Raw genomic sequence first — 23750 nt, 5'->3', positions numbered from 1 at the left:
GCCGCCCCAGAGCGAAATGAAGCAGAGCGAGAAGAAGCAGCGCGTCCTCTCCGGTATCCAGCCGACGGCGGATTCCTACCACCTCGGTAACTACCTGGGAGCCGTGAAGCAGTGGATTGACCTGCAGCACGACTACGAGGCCTTCTACTTCATCCCGGATCTTCACGCCATCACCGTGGATCAGGATCCGAAGGAACTGCGTCAGCGCACCATCTCCGGTGCCGCTCAGCTGCTGGCCCTGGGCATCGACCCGAACAAGTCCACCCTCTTCGTGCAGTCGCATGTCCCGCAGCACGCCGAGCTGACCTGGGTCCTGACCTGCATGACCGGTTTCGGTGAAGCCAACCGCATGACCCAGTTCAAGGACAAGTCCGCCAAGCAGGGTGCGGAGCGGACCTCCGCCGGCCTATTCACCTACCCGATGCTGATGGCCGCCGATATCCTGCTCTACCGCCCGCAGTTCGTGCCGGTGGGCGAGGACCAGCGCCAGCACCTGGAACTGACCCGCACCCTGGCGGAGCGCTTCAACAGCCGCTACAAGAAGACTTTCGTGGTCCCGGAGCCGCTGATCCCCGAGGGGGTGGCCAAGATCTACGATCTGCAGAACCCCACCGCCAAGATGTCTAAGTCCGGGGACAACCCCAAGGGCATCATCAACCTGCTCGATGATCCGAAGATCTCCGCCAAGCGGATCCGCTCCGCGGTGACCGATAATGACGGTGAGATCCGCTTCGACCGGGAGAACAAGCCCGGGGTGTCCAACCTGTTGGTCATCCAGGCTGCCCTGACGGGAACCTCTGTCGATGACTTGGTCACCAGCTATGAGGGCCAGGGCTATGGCGCACTCAAGGGGGATACCGCCGATGCCCTGGAGGCCTTCACCACCCCGCTGAAGGCCAAATATGATGAGTACATGTCAGACCGCGCCGAGCTTGAGCGCGTCCTGGCCATCGGCGCCGAGCGGGCTGGGGAGTACGCGGAGAAGGTCATTGAGCAGGTCTATGACCGGGTGGGTTTCCTGGCACCGAAACGTCGCTAGCGCCGCTTGGCCCTGGGTTTCAAATCGGCTTCAATAAGCGCTGGTGTGCTGCGTGACATAGTAATCCTCCGTAACCTTGGGGAAAAGTTCATCTCGGAAGCGAAGGATGGCAATTGTGGTTACCAGCACCCAGCCGGATCGTCGGCACACAGATGAGTACGGTATTGAGAGGGCAACCAGGGACGAGCCCGGCCTGGTGGAGAAGCAGCGACGCAAGTGGGGCTGGTTCGACCATGTGATGTCCATGAATGAGCGATACTCCGCCATGGGCGGCAACCAGTACGCCGCCGGTATCACCTACTTTTCGGTGCTGGCGATCTTCCCGATTCTGATGCTGGTCTTCGCCACCCTGGGTTTCATCCTGGCTGCCAATGAGGAACTGCTCATCGACATTCAGGACCGCATCTCGCAGTCCCTGGAGGGACAGATGGGTGACCTACTCAACTCTATCCTGGAGACCGCCATCTCCCAGCGTGGCTCCGTGGCCGGCATTGGTATCCTGACCACTCTCTGGTCTGGTCTGGGATGGATGGGCAACCTGCGCTACGGCGTGTCCAAGATGTGGCGGCTGGACCCCACCGAGGGGGCCTTTCTGGGCAAGAAGCTCAAGGATCTGCTCGGCTTGGTTGGTCTGCTGCTGGCCCTGGGGGTGGCCTTCGGTGTCACTGCGCTCGGTTCTTCCGGGTTGACCTCCCGGTTGATTGATCTGGTCGGTCTCGCTGAGGTCCCGGGAATCCACTTCATGACCACTATGCTGGCCATCCTCTTCGGAGTGGCGGCCAACTTCCTGGTCATGGTCTGGATGATCATCTTCCTGCCGCGCACCAAGGTGCCGCGTCGCTCCGGTCTACAGGCGGCGCTGATCGGTGCCCTCGCCTTCGAGGTGATCAAGCAGGCGTTCTCACTGTTCGCCTCCAATGCGCTGTCCAACCCGGCGGGTGCCACCTTCGGTCCGATCATCGGCATGATGGTGGTGATGTACCTGATCTGGCGCGTGGTGCTCTACTGCTCCGCGTGGGCGGCAACCACCGAGGAATCCCGGGCGATCACCCCGGTACCGGCTCCGGAACCGGCGGTGATCCGGGTACGCAATGAGGTGGGGAACCGCCGCAACAACCCTAATGCGATGCTGGGGGCCGGTGCCGTCATCGGCGCGGCGGGAGCTGCGGCGCTGGCGCTGTTCAACCGGAAGTAGGTGTTTTCTCAGGGCTTCCCCCGATATCCAGCGGGCTGATTTCTCCTTAGAGTAGGAGATATCGAACAACGAAAGGACCCGCCATGAACATCAATCAAGGGGACCTCTACCAGAGCCTCGGACTTGACCGCTCCGATGACACCCAGGCGCTGCGCACCCTGCTCAGCGGCCGTGACGCCCAGCTCGAAATCCAGGGCTTCCCGGCCCACCACCCGCAGCGCCAGCAGCTACAGACCGCCTACTCGGTGCTCGGTGAGCAATCCCGCCGCGCGATCTATGATGCCGCCATTGACAGTCACCGTCAGTTGTCCTGGCATGAGATCGAGCACCTGGGTAACTTCGGCAAGCTGCCGGAGGCGATGTTCCCGCAGCCGACCCAGGCCCAGCCCGGAGCACAGCTGCCCTTCTACCAGCAGACCCAGACCCAGCAACCCTTCCCGAACCAGGGCATGCCCTCCGGTTTCGCCGGCAGCCTGGGTTATCCGTTGGCGCAGAGTGGGCCGCAGCAGCACCTGCAGAGCAATCTGAGCAACCGGCCTTCGGCAGGCCTGCGACTGCTCATGATGGTGGTGGACATGATCATCTTCTCCGTCGCTGCGGGCGTGGTCGGTCTTGCCTTCTTCTGGTCGGACACCCTGACTGGCATTGTCATGTTCCTGGCTTTCCTGCTCTACTTCCTCGGCTTGGAGTTCAAGACCGGAGCCACCCCGGCCAAGCACCTCTTCGGATACGAGGTGCGGGATCTGGCCACCGGCGGCCGACCGAGTCTGCTGCAGTCCGGCAAGCGGCAGCTGTGGCGTCTGGTGGCGGTGGTTCCCGGCATCGGTTGGCTGATCTCCTTCATCGGCGCGATCTACATCGGAGCCTCGATCAACCAGTCCAACCAGTATCTCGGCAAGCATGACACCTGGGCGGGCACCGAGGTAACCCGCAAGCGTTAAGCTGAGAGGTATGCATGAATCCCCGCAGATCAGTCCCGAGTTCAAATCCCTCAACCCGCAGCTGATCGCTGAATTGCCCAAGGTGGTCCTCCACCACCAGGTCACCGCCGAGAACATCGCCGCCGAGGTCCAGAACCTGGCGGCTGATGGCGTGGTCTACGCCGAGCTGCTGCTGGAGGTGGGGGAGCAGGCCGCCCTCGAGGCCGCGATCGCCGCCCTCAAGACCCCGCTTATCGACGCCCGCCTCGTCCTCAGCGCCGCCCACGGCGGCGATGTCGCGGGCGTCGCCAAGTTGGTGGTCGATAACTTCGGCCCCCAGGTCGTCGGTTTCAACCTCTCCGGCGTCGGTGACGCCCAGTTGGCCTCCGTCTACGCCGGGGAACTGAGCGAGTTGCGTCGCAACTTCATCCCCTTCAGCGTCGGCCTGGGCGAGGACGCCGAGGTCATCGCCATTGGCGATGCCGTCCTCCAGGGTGCGGTCCGGCTGGGTAACGGGGTCCGCATCTTCGAGGATTTTGTGGTGGATGTCGAGGGCATCCACCTGCAGCGGATGTCCGCCTGGGTGCGTGACCGCCGCGTGCTGCTGGTGATGGCACCCTCCAACCTCGTCGATGAAGATCACGCCCTGGTGGATCACCCGCTGCCACTGCTGCAGGAACTGGGTTTCACCTGCGCCGTGCACCCGGGGACCGGCACCCTGAGCGCAGAGCTCGACGCCCTGCGCGAGACCTTTGACTACGGCATCGATGAGTTCTTCGAAATGTGCATGAGCGCGATCGACAACTCCTTCGCCCCGCAGGATCAGCGCGATGAGATTCTGGCGCACCAGATCCTCCCGGCTTATCGTGAGTTCGAGGACAGCGAACTGAGCGAAGACGCTGCAACGGGCGACACTGATCTCTAAGCTGACGGGGTGCAGAATAGCCCCGCAGTAAAAGCCGAGGAGCGGCGCATCGCCGCCGCCACCTTCATCGGGACCACCATCGAGTGGTTCGACTTCTTCATCTACGCCCAGGTGCTGGCCCTGGTGTTCGTCGGAGCCTTCTTCGAACCGATCACCGGATCCTCAGCCGCCACTCTGGTGGCCTTCGCCAGCGCCGGTGTCAGCTTCGTCTTCCGACCGCTGGGGGCCATCCTCGGGGGTTATCTCGGCGACCGTTATGGTCGCCGCTTCGTGCTGGTGTTCACCCTCTCCCTGATGGGCGGAGCCACCTTTGCCATTGGCCTGCTGCCCACCTACGCCACCATCGGGGTGGCCGCCCCGATCCTGCTGACGCTGCTGCGGATACTGCAGGGTCTTTCCGCCGGTGGTGAGTGGGGTGGCGCCGCCCTGATGGCGGTCGAACATGCCCCGATCGGAAAGCGTGGCCGCTATGGGGTCTATCCGCAGCTGGGCGCCCCGGCCGGCATGATCCTGGCGATCAGCGTGATCGCCGGGCTCTCGGCGGTCCTCACTGAACAACAGTTCCAGTCCTGGGGTTGGCGCGTCCCCTTCCTGGCCAGCGTGATACTGATCGTCATCGGCTTCATCATCCGCCGCCGGGTCTCCGAAAGTCCGGTGTTCACCGAGCTCAAGGAAAAGAAGGAGGCGACTTCCTCACCGCTGCGCCTGCTGTTCGCCCACCACTGGAAGCCACTGGTGCTGTGCGCCCTGATCTTCATGGGCAATGGCGTCGGCGGTTACCTGTTGGTCGGTGGGTATATCACCTCCTACGCCACCGGGGTGCTCGATATGGATCGCAATCCGGTGCTCTTCGCCATCCTCATCGGATCCTTGAGCTGGCTCTGCTTCACCTGGATCGGTGGTGTGGCCTCTGACCGCTTTGGCCGGATCCGCACCTACCAATTCGGCTTCATCTTCCAGGTGCTGGTGGCTTTCCCGATCTTCTGGCTGATCAACGGCCAATCCCTCGGACTGCTGATCGCTGCGGTCATCGTGCTATCGATCGGGCAGGGGCTGACCTATGGTCCGCAGTCCGCACTCTTCTGCGAGCAGTTCCCGGCGGTGGTGCGCTACAGCGGTGCCTCCATCGCCTATGGACTCGGCGCCTTGATCGGTGGCGCCTTCTCACCGATGATCGCCACCTGGCTGCAGTCACTGAGCGGCAGCACCACCCTGATCTCGCTCTACCTGATCCTGACCTCGGTGATCGCCCTGGTCGCGGTATCGCTGCTTCGGGACCGGAGCGCAGAAAAGCTCTGAACCCGGGAGGTCCAGAGCTGTGAACAGCAGGAGAACTAGAAGCGGGAGAAGCGCTTGACCAGGATCTCCTCGAGATCTTTCCAACCCTGGGCGTGGTCGGTGAACGGTGCACTCGGAACATAGCCTGAGGTGCCGGGGGAGCCGAGCATGTAGGAGATGTAGTCCTGCATGCGCGGATTGGCCAGGAAATAGGAGTTCAGCGAATCATCGCCGGCCCAGTCAGCGGCATCGGCCATAAGCTCATAACCGGCGCCCATCTGATCGGTGTCCACGGCATTCGGTCCTTCACCGATATCCTTGACCAGGCCGGTGAAGGAGTAGGAATTATCCTTGTGGACCATCATCTCCAGCTCGCCGGCATTGGCGGAGAGCACCAGATCCTCCCAGGTGGCCACCTTAGCCAGATCATGGTCATCATTTTCCACCATCCAGCGCAGCAGCAGCTTGCCGGAGTTGAAGGTGAAGATCTCCCCGAACTTGCCCAGGAACACCGGCTCCTTAGCGAGGTAGGTACGCAGGGTATAGATGGTTTTGCCCTGGATGGAGATCCGGACCGGGTCGATACCGGCGGCCGCCCACGGCGAGGTGTCATAGGGATCAGCCTTCTCAGCTTCCTCCTTGCGCTTCTCCTCCGCGGCGAGACGGGCGGCTGCCGCGGCTTCGGTCGCGGCGTCGATACGGGCTTGGGCGGCGGCGGTCTCGGCGGCATCCTCTGCCGGGAGGGTGACCTGCTCATCCAATGCGGCGACTACCTTGGCCCAGTTGCCCAGCACCGCACGGCCGATGGCGGACCATTCGTGGAGCCCGGAGTCGGCGGAGAAGTGATCGGTGCCGCGCTCCACATTGCCCACCACCGAGTGGGAGGCGAAGAAGACGGTGGCATCGGTGGCGTGGGAAACCTCAGCCAGACTGCGGGCCAACCGGAAGGCGCGGGCCACCGCACTGACATTGAGGTGTGAGGGGCGCTCGGCCAGCAGCGCCGGGGCACCGATGATGTCGTAGTAGTCCTTTTCACCCGGTACCACTCGGGCATCACCGGTGGCGCTGAAGGCCTTCCACTTCGGGTGGGAGCTGAGATCATGCTGCGGATTCTCATCGAGATAGGCCAGCAGCCGCGCCGGGGACGTGAAGAAGAGGACATCTTCCTCATTACCGAGGAAAGCCTGCCATTCAGCACCGTGCTCCTTCCACATCGGAGCCCAGAGGGTGTAGAAATCCCCCTCGCTCAATGACACCTTGACGGGGAGGATCGCATTTTCGCTCATGGTGGTGAAGTTTAGCTGAGATCAACCCGTCGGCCGGTAGAAGCCCTTGAAGGCCATCCCCATGTTTGAGGTACGCAGCGGATTGGTCTGCACCGGATCCCCGGCCTCAATGATCTGCCCCTCCCCGGCATACATCGCCACATGTCCATCCCAGACCACCAGATCCCCGGGAATGAGCTCATCGGCGCTGAGCGCCCGCCCCACATTCTGCTCCTGTGCCAGCCGGGGTAACTCCACCCCGGCCTGCCGCCAGGCCCACTGGGTGAGTCCGCTGCAATCAAAGCCGGAAACCGAGGTCCCACCCCATTGATAAGGCGTGCCCAGGGTGGTCATCGCCGCTGCGACGGCTGCCTCCCCCTGGGATGAGGACACCGGGGCAGGGGACTCCGCTGGCGCTGCTTCCGGTTCCGCCTCCGGCTCTACTTCGGGAGCTGGGGTGGGGGCTGGGATTGGGGCGGCGTAGGGGGCGGGTGGAGTTGCCGCCATCAGTTCCAACTCTGCTGCGGCCGGGGCGAGGTTGCTTTCCAGCTCATCGACCACCGCTGCTGCGGCGGCCAGGTGGGTCTGTGCCAGCGCCCTCAGCTGCCCGGGCAATTCCGCCCAAGTCGCTGGATTCAATCCCAGGGTGAGTACCTGCTGGGAGGCCTGCCGCAACAGACTCTCAGCCACCTCCCGAAAGCCCTCGGTGGCCTGGGCCAGCGGGATCTCCGCGCTGTGCAGCAGTGCCAGGATCTGTTCCTGTTCCGCATTGAGGGCGGATGACAGCTCCGGTAGCCGCAGGCCGGAGCTCTCCGTCGCACCCAGATATTCAGCGAGGGGGACCGCCGCTGAAAAGTCCGGCAACTTCGGCAGCTCAATGTGGGGCAGCCGCGGGGGACATGCTGCAGTTAAGGTAGCCACCGCTCGGACGATCTGCTCCATTTAGGTCCGCTCCAATCGGCCGGCGAAACCGGTATCCGTATCCGCGATCTCACTCACTGATGAGAAAGAGGATTCTGCCAGCTCCCGGGCCTGCTGGCGGGCAAGATCGCCGCGTGCGGTATTCGCCTGCAGCGCCGCCCCGGCGGCTGCCAGGAAACGGCGGGTACCGGGGCTCTCGATAAGTGTCGGTGGGAGGAAGGGGAGTGCTTGCCCGCTGTGTGCCAGATCCATCGCGAGATGACGTGCGTGTTCAGTATCAATGCTCAGTTCAGTGTGATCACCCATACTCACTTTGACTGGCCGGGGCTGGGTGAGGTTCCCTCTGATCGTGGCCTACGATGGCACCATGCGAATCTCGATCGTCGATCACCCCCTGGCGCAGGCGCGCCTGACACTTATGCGCGATGAGCGCAGCGATAATGCCGCTTTCCGGGCGGCTGCTTCTGACCTGGGCACGATGCTCATCTACGAGGCTTCCCGCGACCTGCCGCTGGAGCATTTCCCCACCCAGACGCCCGTTGCTGTAGCCGATGGCGCCCGTCTGAAGAACCCGCCGATCATCGTCCCGATCATCCGCGCGGGACTGTCCATGGTCGAGCCCGCACTCTCGATGATCCCGGATGCGCAGGTCGGCTTCATCGGGATGGCACGTAATGAAGAGACCCACGAGCCGGTGCCCTACCTGGAGGCACTGCCCGAGGATCTGACCGGACAGCCGGTTTTCGTGGTGGATCCGATGCTGGCCACCGGCGGCTCCCTGCTGCATTCCATCCAGCTGCTCGCCGCCCGCGGCGCCACCGAGATCACCGCCGTGTGCATGGTCTCCGCGCAACCCGGCGTGGACGCCCTGGCCGCCTCCGGACTGCCGGTCAAGCTGGTCACCGCCGTGATCGACCCCGGCCTGGATGACAATGCCTACATCGTTCCCGGCCTCGGTGATGCCGGTGACCGCATGTACGGCCCCCGCAATATCGACCTGTAGCTCCTCCCCGGCCACCGCTGCCCAATACAATTGGCGGTGATTGCCCAGTGCGCTGGGCATCGTGGGCCGCATGGTGCGGAGACCGGAACGTCGATTTTGGATAAGCTACGGCAGTCGCCTCGGCCGTAACCTGTACGAACTCCGGAAGATGCGGGGGCTGACCCAGGAGCGGCTGGCGGAACTGGCCGGAGTCAGTCGGAACATGATCTCGAATATCGAGCGCAATGAAAATAACGACAAAACAAGTGACCCGGTCCTCTCCACTATTTATCTGCTCGCCAGGGCTCTCCACATCCCGCCTTCGGTGCTGCTCCCGGCCGGCGACCAATATGTCGAAGATATCTGCACCGCCGAAGGCCCGCGGGTCGATCTGGTGTGGCCCGCGCATCCGGAGGACACCCTGCCTTTCGATGCCCGCCACCTTTATAAGGGCCGCCAGGGGGACCACCCCGGATTCAACCGAAACCCACCGTTGAGTGCGGCTGAGGAATCTGCCGACCCCAAGCCGCCCCGGGACCCGGAAATACAGGGACACCTGCCGGGCGACTAGGCTTGATGGAACTAGTCAGAAGCTCGGGAAAGGACACCTCATGGGGATTACCGCGAGCGTCGACACGTGGCTCATGGCCAACCATGAGCGAGTTATCGGTTGGCGTCGACACCTGCACCAGCACCCGGAACTCTCCCACCTGGAGCACCGCACCACCGACTATCTTGAACAGGTGCTGCGCGAATACGGCCTGAACCCGAAGCGTTTCCCCGGGACCGGTCTGATGGTTGATCTCGGGCCGGAGGAAGGGCCCCGGGTGGCCTTCCGCGCGGATATCGATGCCCTGCCGATCACCGAAGCCACGGGCCTGGACTTCAGTTCCGTGGAACCCGGCGTCATGCACGCCTGTGGCCATGATGTCCACACCACCGTGGCACTGGCCACCGCCTGTGCCCTGAGCGAGGTGGAGCTGAGCACCGGGGTGCGCATCATCTTCCAGCCGGCCGAGGAAGTCATGGAGGGCGGCGCCTCTGAGGTTATTGAATGGGGCGGCTTGGCCGGGGTCGGGGCGATCTTCGCCATCCATGCGGAGCCGAAATTGCGGGTCGGCCGGATCGGTGTGCGCACCGGTGCGATCACCTCCGCCTCCGATGTGGTCAAGATCAAGGTCACCGGTCCCGGCGGGCACAGCTCTCGTCCGCACCTGACCGGTGACATCATCTACGCGCTGTCATTGCTGGTGACCAGCCTGCCGGGACTACTCTCCCGGCGGGTGGATCCGCGGACCGGAACGGTGCTGGTTTTCGGCACCATCAATTCCGGTTACGCCCCCAACGCCATCCCGGAATCCGGCACCGTCAGCGGTACCCTGCGCACCGCCGACCTGAAGATCTGGCGGACCATTCAGCCCCTCTTCGAGGAGTTGGTGGCTCAGGTGCTCGCCCCCACAGGCTGCGGCTTCGAGGTCGATTACACCCGTGGTGTGCCGCCGGTGATCAATGATGACCTGGCCACCGCCATGCTTGCCGACGCCGCGCGGGTCATCGATCCGCAGGCCGTTGTCCAGGCTCCACAGTCCTCCGGCGGCGAGGACTTCTCCTGGTACCTCGAGCATGTCCCGGGCTCCATGGCGCGGCTCGGCTGCTGGTCCGGGGAAGGCTCGCCCCAGGATCTGCATCAGGCTGATCTGGTGGTCGATGAACGGGCCATCGGGGTCGGGGTCCGCCTGTTCGCCTCCGTGGCGGAGCAGTACGGGGCCGGTGCATCGGCATCGGAACCTTTCTTAGATTAGGGTTAAAGGACGAAACACCCATTTTCGTGAGACATTGAACAGCGTGGAGGAAACCCCTTGACCAAGAGAATCGTCATCATCGGCGGCGGTCCCGCCGGTTATGAGGCAGCCCTGGCAGGCGCCAAGTACGGCGCCGAAATTACCCTCATTGAGGACCAGGGCATGGGCGGTTCCGCCGTCATTCACGACTGTGTCCCCTCGAAGTCCTTCATCGCGGGTTCCGGGATCAAGACTGACCTCCGTCGGGCAGATGACATGGGCCTGAACAAGGGCATCGGTGATTCCACCATTGACCTGGATGCGCTGAACCAGCGTGTGAAGGCCCTGGCTGAAGATCAGTCCGCGGACATCCGTTCCCAGATTGAGCGCATCGGTGTGCGCATCATCGACGGCCGCGGCCGCTTCGATGATTACTCCCCGAAGCAGACCCTCCACTTCATCAAGGCCACCCACCGGGACGGCACCGTGGAGACCATCGAATGTGACCTCGTGCTCGTGGCCACCGGTGCCACCCCGCGTGTCCTGGAGGGAGCACAACCCGATAATGAGCGCATCCTGACCTGGCAGCAGGTCTATGACCTCAAGGAAACCCCGGAGCACCTCATCGTCGTCGGTTCCGGTGTCACCGGTGCTGAGTTCGTCTCCTCCTTCGCTGAGCTGGGCGTCAAGGTCACCATGGTCGCCTCCCGTGACCGCATCCTGCCTCACGATGACGCCGATGCCGCCGACGTCCTGGAGACGGTGCTCGCCGAGCGGGGAGTCTCCCTGGAAAAGCACGCCCGGGTGGACACGGTCACCCGTACCGAGGATGGTGGCGTCTGCGTGCGTACCTCCGATGGCCGTGAGATCTTCGGCTCCCACGCCCTGATGTCCATTGGTTCCATCCCCAAGACCCAGGACCTGGGCCTGTCGGGGATCGGTGTGGAGACCACCCGCTCCGGCCACATCAAGGTCGACCGGGTTTCCCGCACCAACGTCGCTGGCGTCTACGCCGCCGGTGACTGCACCGACCTCTTCCCCCTGGCCTCGGTCGCCGCCATGCAGGGCCGCGTGGCCATGTACCACGCACTCGGCGAAGGTGTGTCCCCGATCCGGCTGAAGACCGTGGCCACTGCGGTGTTCACCCGCCCGGAGATCGCGGCCGTGGGTGTCACCCATGAGCAGATCAAGTCCGGTGAGGTCTCCGCCCGCGTGATCGTGCTGCCACTGCGCCGCAACCCGCGCGCCAAGATGCGTTCCCTGCGCCACGGTTTCGTCAAGCTCTTCTGTCGCCGTAACTCCGGCATCATCATCGGCGGTGTCGTGGTCGCCCCGACCGCCTCCGAGCTGATCCTGCCGATCGCGGTGGCCGTGACCACCCGACTGACCGTTGCGGATCTGGCGGACACCTTCTCGGTTTACCCCTCCCTCTCTGGTTCCATCACCGAAGCTGCCCGCCAACTGGTTCAGCACGACGACCTGGAGTAGTCACTCTCCTTCGACAGGCTCTTCCCGCCGCGGCTCGATCTTCTTCGCGATGCTACTGAGCCCGTCGGCCGTTGCCTGGAGAGTTTTCCGGCGGGCCCCGTTGAGCACTCCCAGATAATGGTTGAAGGCATCCTTCACTCGGGCGGATTCCGCCAGGGACCAATCTTCGGCCTGCCCGGCACGGTGCCGCACAAACTCCCGGGCAGCATCATGTAGTTGCGCCCGGAGCTTGTCCATCCGGCGTCGGTTGCGCACATCGAGTCCCTCGGCGGGGCGGAGTACCGCAAACTCGCTGAGCATTCGGCTGAGCTGATGAGCCACTGACATGTCATCGTCGATATTGTTCTCCAACACCAGTTGGATGCTGCGGACGGTCTGATCCATGGCCTCGGGCTCAGTGCGACGCACCCGTTCCAGCCGGATCCGGTGATAGAGCGCGAGCGATTCCTCTGCTACCACGAGCAATTTGAGATGATCGACGAAGCGACCGGATTCCATGAACTTCTGGAGCTGTCTGACCCGCTTGGTGGGGGAGGCCTCATAGTCGAGCTCGCGTAGGGAACCTTCGAGGTAACTGCGGAGCTTTTCGGTACCGATCTGAAGGTCCGGGCCCATGCTGGCCAGCCCATCCCAGTCTGCGGAGCTGAGGCTCTCACCCAGGTTCAACCCCTGGATCACCCGCCGCAGTACTTTATTCCGACCATAGATATCACCGAGCCGGGCAGCCTCTGACTGCTTCAGCAGTTCCTGGACGCCTTCCTTGACCTCCTCCAACTCCTCGCGGATCTCCGCTAGAGATTGCGCGAAGACCTCGATCGCGGCCTGTACCAGGATCAGCTTCGGATCAAGTGTGAGGAATAAGGTGGGGTTCAACAGCTCACTGCTCTGGATCCTGCCGTCCTTGCCGAAGACAAGCCGGCGGATCTCTGGCTCCCTGCCCGAGGATCCGGTGCCGGCGGAGGTCCTCCCAGGTAGGGAGGGCAGGAATCGACTCGGTACGGCCTGCCCCAGGGAAAGAAGTTGGCTGAAGGCGGTGAGGTCCAGTCCCTCCGGAGTCCGGGTCTGGACCCCGGAACCTACGGAGTGCTGCCACATCTTGAGTGAGGCCTCCGTGCCGATTGCGAGGATGCCTTCAGCACCTTCTACCAGCACCAGATCCTTGTCATTGTCCATGGCGCTATTCTTCCATGGCCCAGCGACCATGGCTCAGGAAATGTGATGCACTTCCGCCAACTGGTATACCGGGGTGTCCAGTCCCTCCGCCCGGGCCTTGAGCTGCAGCGCGAGGTAGCGCGAGTAGTGGCGGGACTGGTGGAGATTGCCGCCGTGGAACCATAGATTCGGCTGATTCGTCGGTTTCCACATATTGCGAAGTTCGCCCTCCCACGGGCCGGGGTCCTTGGTGGTGTCGGAGCCCAGTCCCCAGCATTTGCCCACCTTGTCGGCGACCTCTTGGTTGATCAGCTGGGCGGCCCAGCCGTTCATGGAGCCGTAGCCGGTGGCCAGCACGATCACATCGGCAGGGAGCTCGGTGCCGTCGGTGAGTACCACGGAACGTTCCTTCACCTGGGCAATGCTGACCCCGGAGCGCAGCTTCACCTTGCCATCGGCGATCAGCTGGGAGGCGCCGACATCGATGTAGTAACCGGAGGCACGGCGCAGGTACTTCAGGAAAAGGCCGGAGTCATCATCGCCGAAGTCCAGCAGGAATCCGGCATCCGTCAGCCCGCGGTAGAACTCGGCGTCCTGTTCCTGGATGCTGTCGAAGATCGGTTTCTGCACATCGTTGAGGATCTTGTAGGGCCAGGAGGCGAAGAGCAGGTCAGCGGAGTCGGTGTCCAGACCGGACTCCAGGGCTTCCTCTGAGTAGAGCGGACCGAACACTTCCCGCATCAGGGTTTCGGAGCGGGTGATGTGGGTGCTGGAGCGCTGGATCATCACCGGGTGCGCGCCATTTTCGTAGAGATCGGCACAGATGTCATGGGCGGAGTTGTTGGCGCCGAGCACGATGACATTTTTGCCTTGGTCACCGCCACCACCGGGGTGCTCGGAGGAATGTCGGATCTCGCCCCGGAAATTCTCCTGACCCGGAAGGTAGGGGCGGTTCGGCAGTCCTGACATGCCGGTGGCCAGCACCACGTGTTCGGGGTGGAGTTCCAGTTCCTGTCCGTCGCGGTTGACCTTCACACTCCAGCGGCCGCTGTCCTCATCGAATACCGCTTGTTCGCAGTGGGTGTTGGTCCAGTAGTCGAGATCCATGATGCCGACATAGTGCTCCAGCCAATCGCCCATCTTGTCCTTCGGGGTGAACACCGGCCAGTGGTCGGGGAAGGGGAGGTAAGGGAGGTGGTCGTACCAGACCGGGTCGTGGAGACACAGGGAGGCATAACGCGAGCGCCACTGATCTCCCGGACGTCCGTGCTTATCGACGATCAGGGTGCTCACCCCCTGGCGCTTGAGTCGGGCGGCCAGCGCAATGCCACCCTGTCCGCCACCGACCACGAGCACGAAGGGCTGCTCGGTGGTTCCGAGGGCCGCTTGTCGCTCGGCTTTGCGGGTAGCCCAGTTCTTCCGTTCCTCCTGGACCCCGTGTTCGACGCCGAGCTCGCGGCTGCGGCCCTGCTTCTCCGGGAAGTCGATCAGCTCTCGGGCGGAGGTCATCAGGGTCCAGGCCCTGCCCTCGCGCAGGCGTAGCACCCCACGGCAGTGGAAGTCCTGGGAGTCAAAGGTGAGGAAGGCCCGCAGCACGCCTTCGCCCTCATCGGTGACTTCGCCGTCAATCTGCAGGTTCTTCAGCGTGCTGCGCGGCCAGGTTTCCTGGATCATCCGGGAGATCTCATCCTGGCCTTCGGCGGTGGTGAGGTTCCAGGAGAAGGCCAGCAGGTCGCGCCAGAAGCCCTCTTCCTCGAAGAGTTCGGTCACGGCGAGAGCAGCGTCCTCGGCGGAGTTCTTTCCGGTGGCGGTGGCCAGGTCAATCAGCCAGGATTCCACTGCGGTGTGGTTCGGGTCGGTCATCCTTGAACTCCTTGCAATTGTGACGGCGCTAACGTTGAGCGTCACAATAGGTGTGAGGCCAGTGGCGGTGCCCCCGCAAGCTAAGGCCGCTAAGGTGACCTACCCCACTAGACGCTGCCGGGTTGTGTGGTTTGCGAAGCTAATCGGGCACCCCCTTTCAGGGTTCGGTAGGGTTCGTCGGCGGTCACGTTCAGATCCAGGTCCAGGGGGCGCTCCGCTTGGGGGAAGGCCCGCTGTGGGCAGTGGGGGCGGGGGCATGCGGTGCAACCCGGGCCGATCGGGGTGGCGGACTCCGGGCTCAACTCCAGGCCCTGGCTGTAGATCAGTCGGTCAGCCTGGCTGAGATCGCAGCCCAGGCCCACCACAAACTCCTTGCGTGGGGTGCCGAAGCCGTGCACCGGACCATGTACGGTCCGGGCCACCCAGAGATAGCTCCGGCCGTCTGGCATGGTGGCCACCTGGCGCACAAAACGGTTCGGCTGTTCGAAGGCGCGGTGGATCACCCATAGGGGGCAGGAGCCGCCGGAGCGGGAGAAGTGGAAGCTGGTGGCGGACTGTCGTTTGGAGATGTTGCCGGCCCGGTCGGTGCGGACGAAGAAGAAGGGCACGCCTCGGGCGCCCTTGCGTTGCAGGGTGGACAGCCGGTGGCAGGTGGTTTCAATGCCGGTGCCGAAATGGGCGGCGATCCGGTCGATATCGTAGTGGTAGTCCTCGGTGACCTGAAGGAAGACCCCATAGGGCAGCACCACCGCGGCGGCGAAGTACTGCGCCAGGCCGAGGTGGCCCACCTTGCGGGAGGCGGCGTCGGGAAGCGGGGCGGCGATCCGGTCGAGAATCTCGCCGTGTATGAGCAGGGCGAACTGCAGGGTGATTTCAAAGAGATTCTGGGAGTCGGTCAGTCCGGTGCGCAGGTGTAGCTCACGGGTCTCGGGGTCGAAGATCCGGCGGGGGCCGGTCTCGTGCCGGCGGAACCGCACACTCACCCCGGCCTCGGTGTCCAGGCGGGCGGCCATGCGGCTGAGTCGGAACTGGGGGTCCCCGAGTTCGCTGGCGAGTGATTCGCCGAGCCGGTCAAGTTCGTCGATATAGTTGCGGGCGTCGTAGAAGAAGTCACGTACCGCCTCATAGGGGCCTTCCTCACGGTGGTTGCTGCGGGTGCTCAGCTCGATGATCTCGGGCACCAGGTCGGGGTAGCGGGCGGCGAGATCGCCGAGCTGCTCCGCCGGAACCTGCGGGAAAGCCGATTGGAGGTCGGCGATGGTGCGCGCGTCCCGGTCGGGGGAGAAGTAGGCGGCATCCACGTCGAAGGTGGTGGTCAGCGCCATGAGAACTGTTGCGGTCAGTGGCCGCTGATCATTTTCCAGCTGATTGAGGTAACTGGTGGACAGGTCCATCTGCCGGGCCATCTCCACCTGGGTCAACTTGGCGCTGCGGCGAAGCGTGCGGATTCGTGCCCCCGCGAAGAGCTTGCTCATGGTTCCCTCTTGCTTTCTTCCGTGTCCCCACCTGCGGATTCCACAAGTTTCGCAGAGAACACCAGATCTTTACGCCATAATATACAAACTTTGCTGTGACTATACACACAATTTGCCGCCTAGCATGAGGGCCATAACATTTTCCCCGTGACTCAGGAGAGATACATGATCAACCACAAGGTGCGCACCCACCGCTCGGCGGAGGACTTCCCCAAGCAGGATCACCTCGCGTACAAGATCGCCCGCGTCGCTGCTGATCCGGTTGAGGTTCCCGAAGAGACCCGCGACATGATCATCAACCGCATCATCGACAATGCCGCTGTGTCCGCGGCATCGGTGCTGCGTCGTCCCGTCACTGTCGCCCGTCGCCAGGCGCAGGCGCACCCGGTTTCCGCCGCCGGGGCCGCTGTCTTCGGTATCCCGGGCAGCTTCTCCGCCGAGTGGGCCGCCCTGGCCAACGGCGTGGCCGTCCGTGAGCTGGACTTCCATGACACCTTCCTCGCCGCCGAGTACTCCCACCCCGGCGATAACATTCCGCCGATCCTGGCCGCCGCCCAGCAGGTGGGCGCCAGCGGTGAGGACCTGGTCCGCGCCCTGGCCACCGGCTACGAGATCCAGGTCGACCTGGTTCGTGGCATGTGCCTGCATGAGCACAAAATCGACCATGTCGCACACCTCGGCCCCTCGGCCGCCGCCGGCATCGGCACCCTGCTGCACCTGGACGTAGACACCATCTACCAGGCTGTCGGCCAGGCGCTGCACACCACCACGGCTACCCGACAGTCCCGCAAGGGTGAAATCTCCTCCTGGAAGGCCTTCGCCCCGGCCTTCGCCGGCAAGATGGCCATCGAGGCCGTCGACCGGGCGATGCGCGGCGAGGGAGCACCCTCCCCGATCTGGGAAGGCGAGGACGGCGTCATCGCCTGGCTGCTCTCCGGCCCGGACCACGAGTACACCATCCCGCTGCCGGCTGAGGGCGAGGCCAAGCGCGCGATTCTGGACACCTTCACCAAGGAGCACTCCGCGGAGTACCAGTCCCAGGCGCCGATCGACCTCGCCCGCCGCATGGGTGCCCAGATCGCGGACACCACGCAGATCGAGTCCATCGTGCTGCACACCAGCCACCACACCCACTACGTGATCGGTACCGGCTCCAACGATCCGCAGAAGTTCGATCCGGACGCTTCACGTGAAACCCTGGATCACTCCATCATGTACATCTTCGCGGTGGCCCTGGAGGATCAGTCCTGGCACCACGAGCACTCCTACTCCCCGGAGCGCGCACACCGCCCGGAGACCATCGAGCTGTGGCAGAAGATCTCCACCGTCGAGGACCCGGAGTGGACCCGCCGTTACCACTCCACCGACCCGAAGGAGAAGGCCTTCGGTGCCAAGGCTGTGATCACCCTCAAGGACGGCACCGTCCTCGAGGATGAGATCGCCGTCGCCGACGCCCACCCCTACGGCGCCCGTCCCTTCGCCCGCGAGCAGTACATCAACAAGTTCCGCTCGCTGGCACAGGGCGTGATCTCCGAAGCTGAGCAGGAGCGCTTCCTGACTGCCGTGCAGTCCCTGCCGAACCTGGCTGACCTGCGCGAACTAAATATCGAGCTGGCGCCTGAGATCCTGGCGCAGGCTCCTGAAACCGGAAAGGGCCTCCTCTGATGTCCGGTCTCTACTCCAGTCTGGTGAGCCCCCATGATCGTCGGGTGACTCTCCGTGAGGGTCTGACCTCCGGCACCATCCAGCGACTGCCCGGCGCGTTCTCGCCGCTGGTGGGCCGCGCCATCCAGGACGCAGGTTTCGAGGGAGTCTATGTCTCCGGTGCCGTCGTCGCTGCTGATCTGGCGCTGCCGGACATCGGCCTGACCACCCTGACCGAGGTGGCCGCCCGCGCCCGTCAGATCGCGCGCTCCACGGACCTGCCGGTGCTGGTCGACGCCGATACCGGCTTCGGCGAGCCGATGTCCGCCGCCCGCACCATCAGTGAATTCGAGGATGCCGGAGTCGCCGGTTGCCACCTCGAGGACCAGGTCAACCCGAAGCGCTGTGGCCACCTCGACGGCAAGGAGGTGGTCCCCACCGAGCTGATGCTGCGCCGCATCACCGCCGCGGTCAACGAGCGTCGGGATGATGCCTTCGTCATCTGTGCGCGTACCGACGCCGCGGGGGTGGAGGGGATCGATTCCGCCATCGAGCGGGCCAAGGCCTATGCCGATGCCGGCGCGGACCTCATTTTCACCGAGGCGCTGCACACACCGGCCGAGTTCGAGAAGTTCCGCGCTGCGGTCGATGTGCCGTTGTTGGCCAACATGACCGAGTTCGGCAAGACCGAACTGCTCTCGGCCAAGACCCTGGAGGAGATCGGCTACAACGCGGTGATCTACCCGGTGACCACCCTGCGTATCGCCATGGGCCAGGTGGAGGCGGCACTCAAGGACATCAATGAGACCGGCACCCAGACCGGTTGGGTCGACCGCATGCAGCACCGCTCCCGACTCTATGAGCTGCTCCGCTACAACGAGTACAACGCCTTTGACCAGCAGGTGTTCACTTACTCGGCGGAGAACTACTCCAGCTAGCTCCCTCGCTCCAGGATTTACCACCCACACTCACACCACCCCATCGCACCACCCAGCTAAGGACGGAAAACCTCATGAGCAATGAAACCGAAATCCGCAAGGGCCTGGCCGGCGTCGTCGCCGACTACACCGCCGTTTCCAAGGTCGTTTCCGAGACCAACTCGCTGACCTACCGGGGCTACCCGGTGCAGGAACTCGCCGCAAACTGCACCTTTGAAGAGGTCGCCTACCTGCTCTGGGAAGGTGAACTGCCGACCCCCGAGCAGCTGGAGAGTTTCAACGCCGCGGGCAAGGCGCTCCGCACCCTGGATCCGGACCTGATCAAGCTCATCGACGTGCTGCCCACCACCTGTCACCCGATGGATGTGCTGCGTACCGCAGTGTCCTACCTGGGTACCAAGGATCCGGAGTTCTTCACCACCAGCGAGGAGCACATCCGGAGCATCGGCCTGAACCTGCTGGCGCAGCTACCCACCGCCGTGGCCTATGACATCCGCCGCCGCAAGGGGCAGGAGTTCATCGAGCCCTGCCTCGACCGGAGCTTCACCGAGAACTTCCTCTACATGGTCTTCGGCGACGGCCCGGATTCCCCGGCGAATAACGCAGAGGACATCAAAACCTTCGAGCAGTCCCTGATCCTCTACGCGGAGCACTCCTTCAATGCCTCCACCTTCACCGGACGCGTGATCACCTCCACCCGATCTGATGCCTATTCCGCCATCACCGGTGCGATCGGTGCGCTGAAGGGCCCGCTGCACGGTGGCGCCAATGAATTCGTCATGCACACCATGCTCGAGATCGATGATCCGGCCAAGGCTGCGGACTGGGTGAACAACGCCCTGGACAATAAGGACCTGATTATGGGATTCGGTCACCGGGTGTACAAGAAGGGGGATTCTCGGGTGCCCACCATGGAGGCCGCGTTCAAGGAGCTGGCCGCCCGCAAGGACGGCGAGAAGTGGGTTGAGATGTACGACATCATGGCCGAGACCATGAACGCGCGCACCGGCATCAAGCCGAACCTGGACTTCCCCTCTGGACCGGCCTACCACCTGCTGGGCTTTGATGTGGAGTTCTTCACCCCGCTGTTCGTGCTCGCTCGCGTCACCGGCTGGACCGCGCACATCGTCGAGCAGTACAGCTCCAACGCCCTGATCCGCCCGCTCTCCGCCTACAACGGTGTGCCGCAGCGCTCCGTTTCCGAGCGCTAAATATCCCTGAAGCGCAGCTTCCGCAGGCCGCTTGGCGAAGTCTGCGAAGTTTGTGACTGAAACCCGGCGTTCGCATGGTGTACGTGCGTTATGCTGGGTTTCGTAATTTGTCTCACAATCTCTCCTTTGGAAAGGATGCCTCACGTGGTATCGAAAATGCTGCCGACCTTTAGCAAGGTCCTGGTTGCCAACCGCGGCGAAATCGCAGTCCGCGCCTTCCGTGCCGCCAACGAGACCGGCGCCCAGACCGTGGCCGTCTATCCCCGGGAAGACCGGGGCTCCTTTCACCGGACCTACGCCTCAGAAGCCGTGCGCATCGGGGTGGAAGGCTCCCCCGTCAAGGCCTACCTCGATATCGACGAGATCATCCGCGCGGCGAAGAAAACCGGTGCGGATGCGGTCTACCCCGGTTATGGTTTCCTTTCCGAGAAAGCCCAGCTAGCCCGTGAATGCGCGGAGAACGGTCTGACGTTTATCGGTCCCACCCCAGAGACCCTGGATCTGACCGGTGACAAGGCCAAGGCCGTCACCGCCGCCCGCAAGGCCGGACTGCCGACCCTGGAGGAGTCCGAGCCCAGCGAGGACATCGAGGTCCTGGTCAAACAGGCCAAGGGGCATATCTATCCGCTGTTCGTCAAGGCTGTCGCCGGGGGCGGCGGCCGCGGCATGCGGTTCGTCGACAAGCCTGCGGACCTGCCCCGGCTGGCCGCCGAGGCTTCCCGTGAGGCTGCCGCCGCGTTTGGTGACGGCAATGTCTATATCGAGCGTGCAGTGCTCAAGCCGCAGCATATCGAGGTGCAGATCTTAGGTGACCATACCGGTGATGTGATCCACCTCTATGAGCGTGACTGTTCCCTGCAGCGTCGCCACCAGAAGGTCGTCGAGATTGCCCCGGCCCAGCACCTGGATCCGGCACTGCGCGAGCGGATCTGCGCGGATGCGGTGAAGTTCTGCCGGTCGATTAACTACGTCGGTGCCGGGACCGTGGAATTTTTGGTCGATGAGGCGGGCAACCACGTCTTCATCGAGATGAACCCGCGCATCCAGGTCGAGCACACCGTGACCGAGGAGGTCACCTCCGTGGACCTGGTCAAATCCCAGATCCATCTCGCCGCCGGGGCGACCCTGAAAGAGCTGGGCCTGACCCAGGACTCCATCACCACCCGGGGGGTGGCCCTGCAGTGCCGGATCACCACCGAGGATCCGAGCAACGGCTTCCGCCCGGATACCGGGACCATCACCGCCTACCGCAGCCCGGGTGGCGCCGGGGTGCGCCTGGATGGTGCGGCCTCGCTGGGTGGTGAGATCTCGGCGCACTTTGACTCGATGTTGGTCAAGATGACCTGTCGTGGTTCTGATTTCGAGGTCGCGGTGACCCGGGCCCAGCGTGCGCTGGCGGAGTTCACCGTCGCCGGGGTGGCCACTAATATCGGCTTTTTGCGCGCTCTGCTGCGCGAGGAGGATTTCCAGTCCAAGCGGATTTCCACGGACTTCATCAAGGATCACCCGCACCTGTTGGCGGCCCCGCCGGCCGGTGATGAGGCTGGCCGGATCTTGGACTTTCTGGCTGATGTCACGGTCAATAAGCCCAATGGGACACGTCCCACGCAGGTGCGTCCGGCGGAGAAGCTGCCGATCTTTGATGAGCAGGCGGCGGTGCCGCGGGGTTCGCGTGACCGGTTGCATGATCTGGGGCCGAAGAAGTTCGCGCAGGCACTGCGCAAGCAGGACGCCCTGGCGGTGACGGATACCACCTTCCGTGATGCCCACCAGTCGCTGCTGGCTACCCGGGTGCGGTCTACGGCGTTGACCAAGGCTGCCAGCGTGGTCTCCCGGACCACCCCGGAGTTGTTGTCCGTGGAGGCCTGGGGTGGGGCGACCTATGACGTGGCGATGCGCTTTCTCCATGAGGATCCCTGGGGGCGGTTGGATTCGCTGCGCGAGGCCATGCCGAATGTGAATATCCAGATGCTGTTGCGTGGGCGCAACACCGTGGGCTATACCCCCTACCCGGATAGTGTCGCCCGTACGTTTGTGAAGGAGGCGGCGGATTCCGGGGTGGATATTTTCCGGATCTTCGATGCGCTCAACGATGTTTCGCAGATGCGGGTGGCGATTGATGCCGTGCTGGAGACCAATACCACCGTCGCGGAGGTGGCGATGGCCTATTCCGGTAACCTGCTCAGTCCGAAGGAGAATATCTACACCCTGGACTACTACCTGAAGCTGGCCGAGCAGATCGTCGGTACCGGGGCGCATATTTTAGCCATCAAGGACATGGCGGGGCTGTTGCGCCCGGCGGCCGCGGCGAAGCTGGTCAAGGCGCTGCGTCGGGAGTTTGACCTGCCGGTGCACGTGCATACCCACGACACCGCCGGTGGCCAGCTGGCCACCTATCTGGCTGCCGCGGAAGCGGGGGCTGATGCCGTTGACGGTGCCTCGGCACCGATGTCGGGTACCACCTCGCAGCCCTCCTTGTCGGCGATTGTCGCCGCGTTTGCTGATACCTACCGTGATACCGGTCTGTCCTTGGCGGCGGTGGGTGATCTGGAGCCGTATTGGGAGTCGGTGCGCCAGCTCTATGCCCCGTTTGAGTCCGGGATCCCGGGCCCGACCGGGCGGGTGTATCGTCACGAGATTCCGGGTGGCCAGTTGTCCAACCTGCGGACCCAGGCCACCGCGTTGGGGTTGGGGGATCGTTTCGAGTTGATCGAGGATGCCTACGCGGAGGTCAATGATCTGCTGGGTCGGCCGACCAAGGTCACCCCGTCGTCGAAGGTGGTGGGCGATCTGGCCCTGCATCTGGTGGGGGCGGGGGTCAGTGTGGCGGATTTCGCGAAGGATCCGCAGAAATATGATATTCCCGACTCGGTGACCGCGTTTCTTCGTGGTGAGTTGGGGACCCCGCCGGGTGGGTGGCCGGAGCCGTTGCGTACCCGGGCGTTGGCGGGTCGGGCGGAGAAGACCACCCATCTGGTGGAGGTCCCGGCGGGGGAGGTGGTCAAGCTTCAGTCGGCGGATCATGCGGTGCGTCGTGAGGCGTTGAGCCGGTTGCTCTTCCCGAAGCAGTTCGAGGAGTTTGTGGAGCATAACCGTCTCTTCGGTAATATCTCCGCACTCGATGATCGTGAGTTCTTCTACGGTCTTGATGAGGGGGTGGAGACGGTGATCCGGATGCCGGGTGAGACCTCGCTGGTGGTGCGGCTTGATGCGATCGGTGAGCCCGATGATAAGGGGATGCGGCGGGTGGTGTGCAATGTTAACGGTCAGATCCGTCCGTTGCAGGTCCGGGATCGCAAGGTGGAGTCGGTCACCGCGGCGGCGGAGAAGGCCGATCCCAAGAATGAGGGTCATGTCGCGGCACCCTTTGCCGGGGTGGTGACCGTGTCCGTGGCGGAGGGGGTCGAGGTTAAGGCGGGTGATCCGGTGGCGGTGATCGAGGCGATGAAGATGGAGGCCACGATTACCGCGAGCAAGGATGGCACGGTCTCTCGGGTGGTGCTCAAGCAGCCGGAGAAGGTGGAGGGCAACGACCTACTCGTCGTCATTGAGTAGCTCCGCAGTGGGTTAGCTTGAAGAAAAATGCGGTGCCGGTACTTCCGATAGGGGAGTAACGGCACCGCATTTTTCTGTCCACGAGTGCCCTGAACTGCGAATATCACTAAGTTTACGA

Annotated in this window: 19 protein-coding genes; 13 read left to right on the top strand and 6 right to left on the bottom strand. The window is 63.6% G+C overall.

Going from position 1 to position 23750, the window contains the following annotated elements:
* Positions 1-16: 16 nt before the first annotated feature.
* The 5 genes from trpS to ACTU46_RS06710 all read left to right on the top strand — a co-directional run bounded on the left by trpS (position 17) and on the right by ACTU46_RS06710 (position 5378).
* Positions 17-1039, top strand: coding sequence for a tryptophan--tRNA ligase (gene trpS, locus ACTU46_RS06730; RefSeq protein WP_443380747.1), 1023 nt, complete (start codon positions 17-19; stop codon positions 1037-1039).
* Positions 1040-1154: 115 nt separating this feature from the next.
* Positions 1155-2234 carry a YhjD/YihY/BrkB family envelope integrity protein gene (locus ACTU46_RS06725; RefSeq protein ID WP_443380478.1) on the top strand — a complete coding sequence of 360 codons (1080 nt, stop codon included), beginning with the start codon at positions 1155-1157 and terminating at the stop codon, positions 2232-2234.
* 83 nt (positions 2235-2317) lie between these two features.
* A complete protein-coding gene (locus tag ACTU46_RS06720) occupies positions 2318-3175 on the top strand; it encodes an RDD family protein (RefSeq protein ID WP_443380477.1) in 858 nt (285 codons plus the stop codon).
* 10 nt (positions 3176-3185) lie between these two features.
* The gene (locus tag ACTU46_RS06715; RefSeq protein ID WP_443380476.1) at positions 3186-4079 is read left to right on the top strand and encodes an adenosine deaminase family protein; all 894 of its coding nucleotides are present in this window, start codon (positions 3186-3188) and stop codon (positions 4077-4079) included.
* A 9-nt stretch (positions 4080-4088) separates the two neighbouring features.
* Complete coding sequence (locus ACTU46_RS06710; protein WP_443380475.1) at positions 4089-5378, top strand: MFS transporter; 1290 nt, start codon at positions 4089-4091, stop codon at positions 5376-5378.
* 35 nt (positions 5379-5413) lie between these two features.
* On the opposite strand, the gene ACTU46_RS06705 is transcribed toward ACTU46_RS06710, so the two are convergent.
* Genes ACTU46_RS06705 through ACTU46_RS06695 form a run of 3 tightly spaced genes read right to left on the bottom strand, consistent with a single transcriptional unit; the run spans position 5414 to position 7849 of the window.
* Complete coding sequence (locus tag ACTU46_RS06705; protein ID WP_443380474.1) at positions 5414-6643, bottom strand: hypothetical protein; 1230 nt, start codon at positions 6641-6643, stop codon at positions 5414-5416.
* Between the two features lie 21 nt (positions 6644-6664).
* On the bottom strand, positions 6665-7564 hold the full coding sequence (locus ACTU46_RS06700; RefSeq protein WP_443380473.1) for a C40 family peptidase: 900 nt from the start codon (positions 7562-7564) through the stop codon (positions 6665-6667).
* Positions 7565-7849, bottom strand: a complete 285-nt coding sequence (locus tag ACTU46_RS06695) for a hypothetical protein (RefSeq protein WP_443380472.1) — start codon at positions 7847-7849, stop codon at positions 7565-7567.
* Positions 7850-7910: 61 nt separating this feature from the next.
* Between ACTU46_RS06695 and upp the strand changes: the two genes are divergently transcribed.
* The 4 genes from upp (at position 7911) to ACTU46_RS06675 (ending at position 11794) form a co-directional block, all read left to right on the top strand.
* Positions 7911-8546, top strand: coding sequence for a uracil phosphoribosyltransferase (gene upp, locus ACTU46_RS06690; RefSeq protein ID WP_443380471.1), 636 nt, complete (start codon positions 7911-7913; stop codon positions 8544-8546).
* Positions 8547-8616: 70 nt separating this feature from the next.
* A complete protein-coding gene (locus ACTU46_RS06685) occupies positions 8617-9096 on the top strand; it encodes a helix-turn-helix domain-containing protein (protein ID WP_443380746.1) in 480 nt (159 codons plus the stop codon).
* Between the two features lie 40 nt (positions 9097-9136).
* On the top strand, positions 9137-10327 hold the full coding sequence (locus tag ACTU46_RS06680; RefSeq protein ID WP_443380470.1) for a M20 family metallopeptidase: 1191 nt from the start codon (positions 9137-9139) through the stop codon (positions 10325-10327).
* 57 nt (positions 10328-10384) lie between these two features.
* Entirely contained in the window at positions 10385-11794 is a 1410-nt protein-coding gene (locus tag ACTU46_RS06675; protein WP_443380469.1) for an NAD(P)H-quinone dehydrogenase, read from the top strand.
* Here ACTU46_RS06675 and ACTU46_RS06670 read toward each other — a convergent pair whose 3' ends face one another.
* The 3 genes from ACTU46_RS06670 to ACTU46_RS06660 all read right to left on the bottom strand — a co-directional run bounded on the left by ACTU46_RS06670 (position 11795) and on the right by ACTU46_RS06660 (position 16284).
* Positions 11795-12967, bottom strand: coding sequence for a hypothetical protein (locus tag ACTU46_RS06670; RefSeq protein WP_443380468.1), 1173 nt, complete (start codon positions 12965-12967; stop codon positions 11795-11797).
* A gap of 33 nt (positions 12968-13000) precedes the next feature.
* Positions 13001-14809, bottom strand: coding sequence for a flavin-containing monooxygenase (locus ACTU46_RS06665; protein WP_443380467.1), 1809 nt, complete (start codon positions 14807-14809; stop codon positions 13001-13003).
* 107 nt (positions 14810-14916) lie between these two features.
* A complete protein-coding gene (locus ACTU46_RS06660) occupies positions 14917-16284 on the bottom strand; it encodes a short-chain fatty acyl-CoA regulator family protein (RefSeq protein WP_443380466.1) in 1368 nt (455 codons plus the stop codon).
* A gap of 165 nt (positions 16285-16449) precedes the next feature.
* Between ACTU46_RS06660 and prpD the strand changes: the two genes are divergently transcribed.
* From prpD to ACTU46_RS06640, 4 genes are all read left to right on the top strand, one after another.
* On the top strand, positions 16450-17949 hold the full coding sequence (gene prpD, locus ACTU46_RS06655) for a 2-methylcitrate dehydratase PrpD (RefSeq protein ID WP_443380745.1): 1500 nt from the start codon (positions 16450-16452) through the stop codon (positions 17947-17949).
* On the top strand, positions 17949-18866 hold the full coding sequence (gene prpB, locus ACTU46_RS06650; protein ID WP_443380465.1) for a methylisocitrate lyase: 918 nt from the start codon (positions 17949-17951) through the stop codon (positions 18864-18866). The genes prpD and prpB overlap by 1 nt, the downstream gene beginning before the upstream one ends.
* Positions 18867-18940: 74 nt before the next feature.
* Positions 18941-20077, top strand: a complete 1137-nt coding sequence (locus tag ACTU46_RS06645) for a bifunctional 2-methylcitrate synthase/citrate synthase (RefSeq protein WP_443380464.1) — start codon at positions 18941-18943, stop codon at positions 20075-20077.
* Positions 20078-20233: 156 nt separating this feature from the next.
* On the top strand, positions 20234-23632 hold the full coding sequence (locus ACTU46_RS06640; RefSeq protein ID WP_443380744.1) for a pyruvate carboxylase: 3399 nt from the start codon (positions 20234-20236) through the stop codon (positions 23630-23632).
* Positions 23633-23750 lie beyond the last annotated feature (118 nt).

The organism is Corynebacterium sp. A21 (assembly GCF_052266655.1).
Lineage (GTDB): Bacteria > Actinomycetota > Actinomycetes > Mycobacteriales > Mycobacteriaceae > Corynebacterium.
Note: the sequence above shows the minus strand (reverse complement) of the source record. Positions and strands in the feature narration are given on the sequence as shown.

What these genes read in the sequence shown, in the direction of transcription:
- ACTU46_RS06640 (WP_443380744.1), top strand. Translation starts at nt 20,234, where the DNA reads ATGCTGCCGACCTTTAGCAAGGTCCTGGTTGCCAACCGCGGCGAAATC.
- ACTU46_RS06695 (WP_443380472.1), bottom strand. Translation starts at nt 7,849, where the DNA reads ATGGGTGATCACACTGAACTGAGCATTGATACTGAACACGCACGTCAT.
- ACTU46_RS06680 (WP_443380470.1), top strand. Translation starts at nt 9,137, where the DNA reads ATGGGGATTACCGCGAGCGTCGACACGTGGCTCATGGCCAACCATGAG.
- prpD (WP_443380745.1), top strand. Translation starts at nt 16,450, where the DNA reads ATGATCAACCACAAGGTGCGCACCCACCGCTCGGCGGAGGACTTCCCC.
- trpS (WP_443380747.1), top strand. Translation starts at nt 17, where the DNA reads ATGAAGCAGAGCGAGAAGAAGCAGCGCGTCCTCTCCGGTATCCAGCCG.
- prpB (WP_443380465.1), top strand. Translation starts at nt 17,949, where the DNA reads ATGTCCGGTCTCTACTCCAGTCTGGTGAGCCCCCATGATCGTCGGGTG.
- upp (WP_443380471.1), top strand. Translation starts at nt 7,911, where the DNA reads ATGCGAATCTCGATCGTCGATCACCCCCTGGCGCAGGCGCGCCTGACA.
- ACTU46_RS06645 (WP_443380464.1), top strand. Translation starts at nt 18,941, where the DNA reads ATGAGCAATGAAACCGAAATCCGCAAGGGCCTGGCCGGCGTCGTCGCC.
- ACTU46_RS06705 (WP_443380474.1), bottom strand. Translation starts at nt 6,643, where the DNA reads ATGAGCGAAAATGCGATCCTCCCCGTCAAGGTGTCATTGAGCGAGGGG.
- ACTU46_RS06720 (WP_443380477.1), top strand. Translation starts at nt 2,318, where the DNA reads ATGAACATCAATCAAGGGGACCTCTACCAGAGCCTCGGACTTGACCGC.
- ACTU46_RS06685 (WP_443380746.1), top strand. Translation starts at nt 8,617, where the DNA reads ATGGTGCGGAGACCGGAACGTCGATTTTGGATAAGCTACGGCAGTCGC.
- ACTU46_RS06665 (WP_443380467.1), bottom strand. Translation starts at nt 14,809, where the DNA reads ATGACCGACCCGAACCACACCGCAGTGGAATCCTGGCTGATTGACCTG.
- ACTU46_RS06660 (WP_443380466.1), bottom strand. Translation starts at nt 16,284, where the DNA reads ATGAGCAAGCTCTTCGCGGGGGCACGAATCCGCACGCTTCGCCGCAGC.
- ACTU46_RS06715 (WP_443380476.1), top strand. Translation starts at nt 3,186, where the DNA reads ATGCATGAATCCCCGCAGATCAGTCCCGAGTTCAAATCCCTCAACCCG.
- ACTU46_RS06700 (WP_443380473.1), bottom strand. Translation starts at nt 7,564, where the DNA reads ATGGAGCAGATCGTCCGAGCGGTGGCTACCTTAACTGCAGCATGTCCC.
- ACTU46_RS06670 (WP_443380468.1), bottom strand. Translation starts at nt 12,967, where the DNA reads ATGGACAATGACAAGGATCTGGTGCTGGTAGAAGGTGCTGAAGGCATC.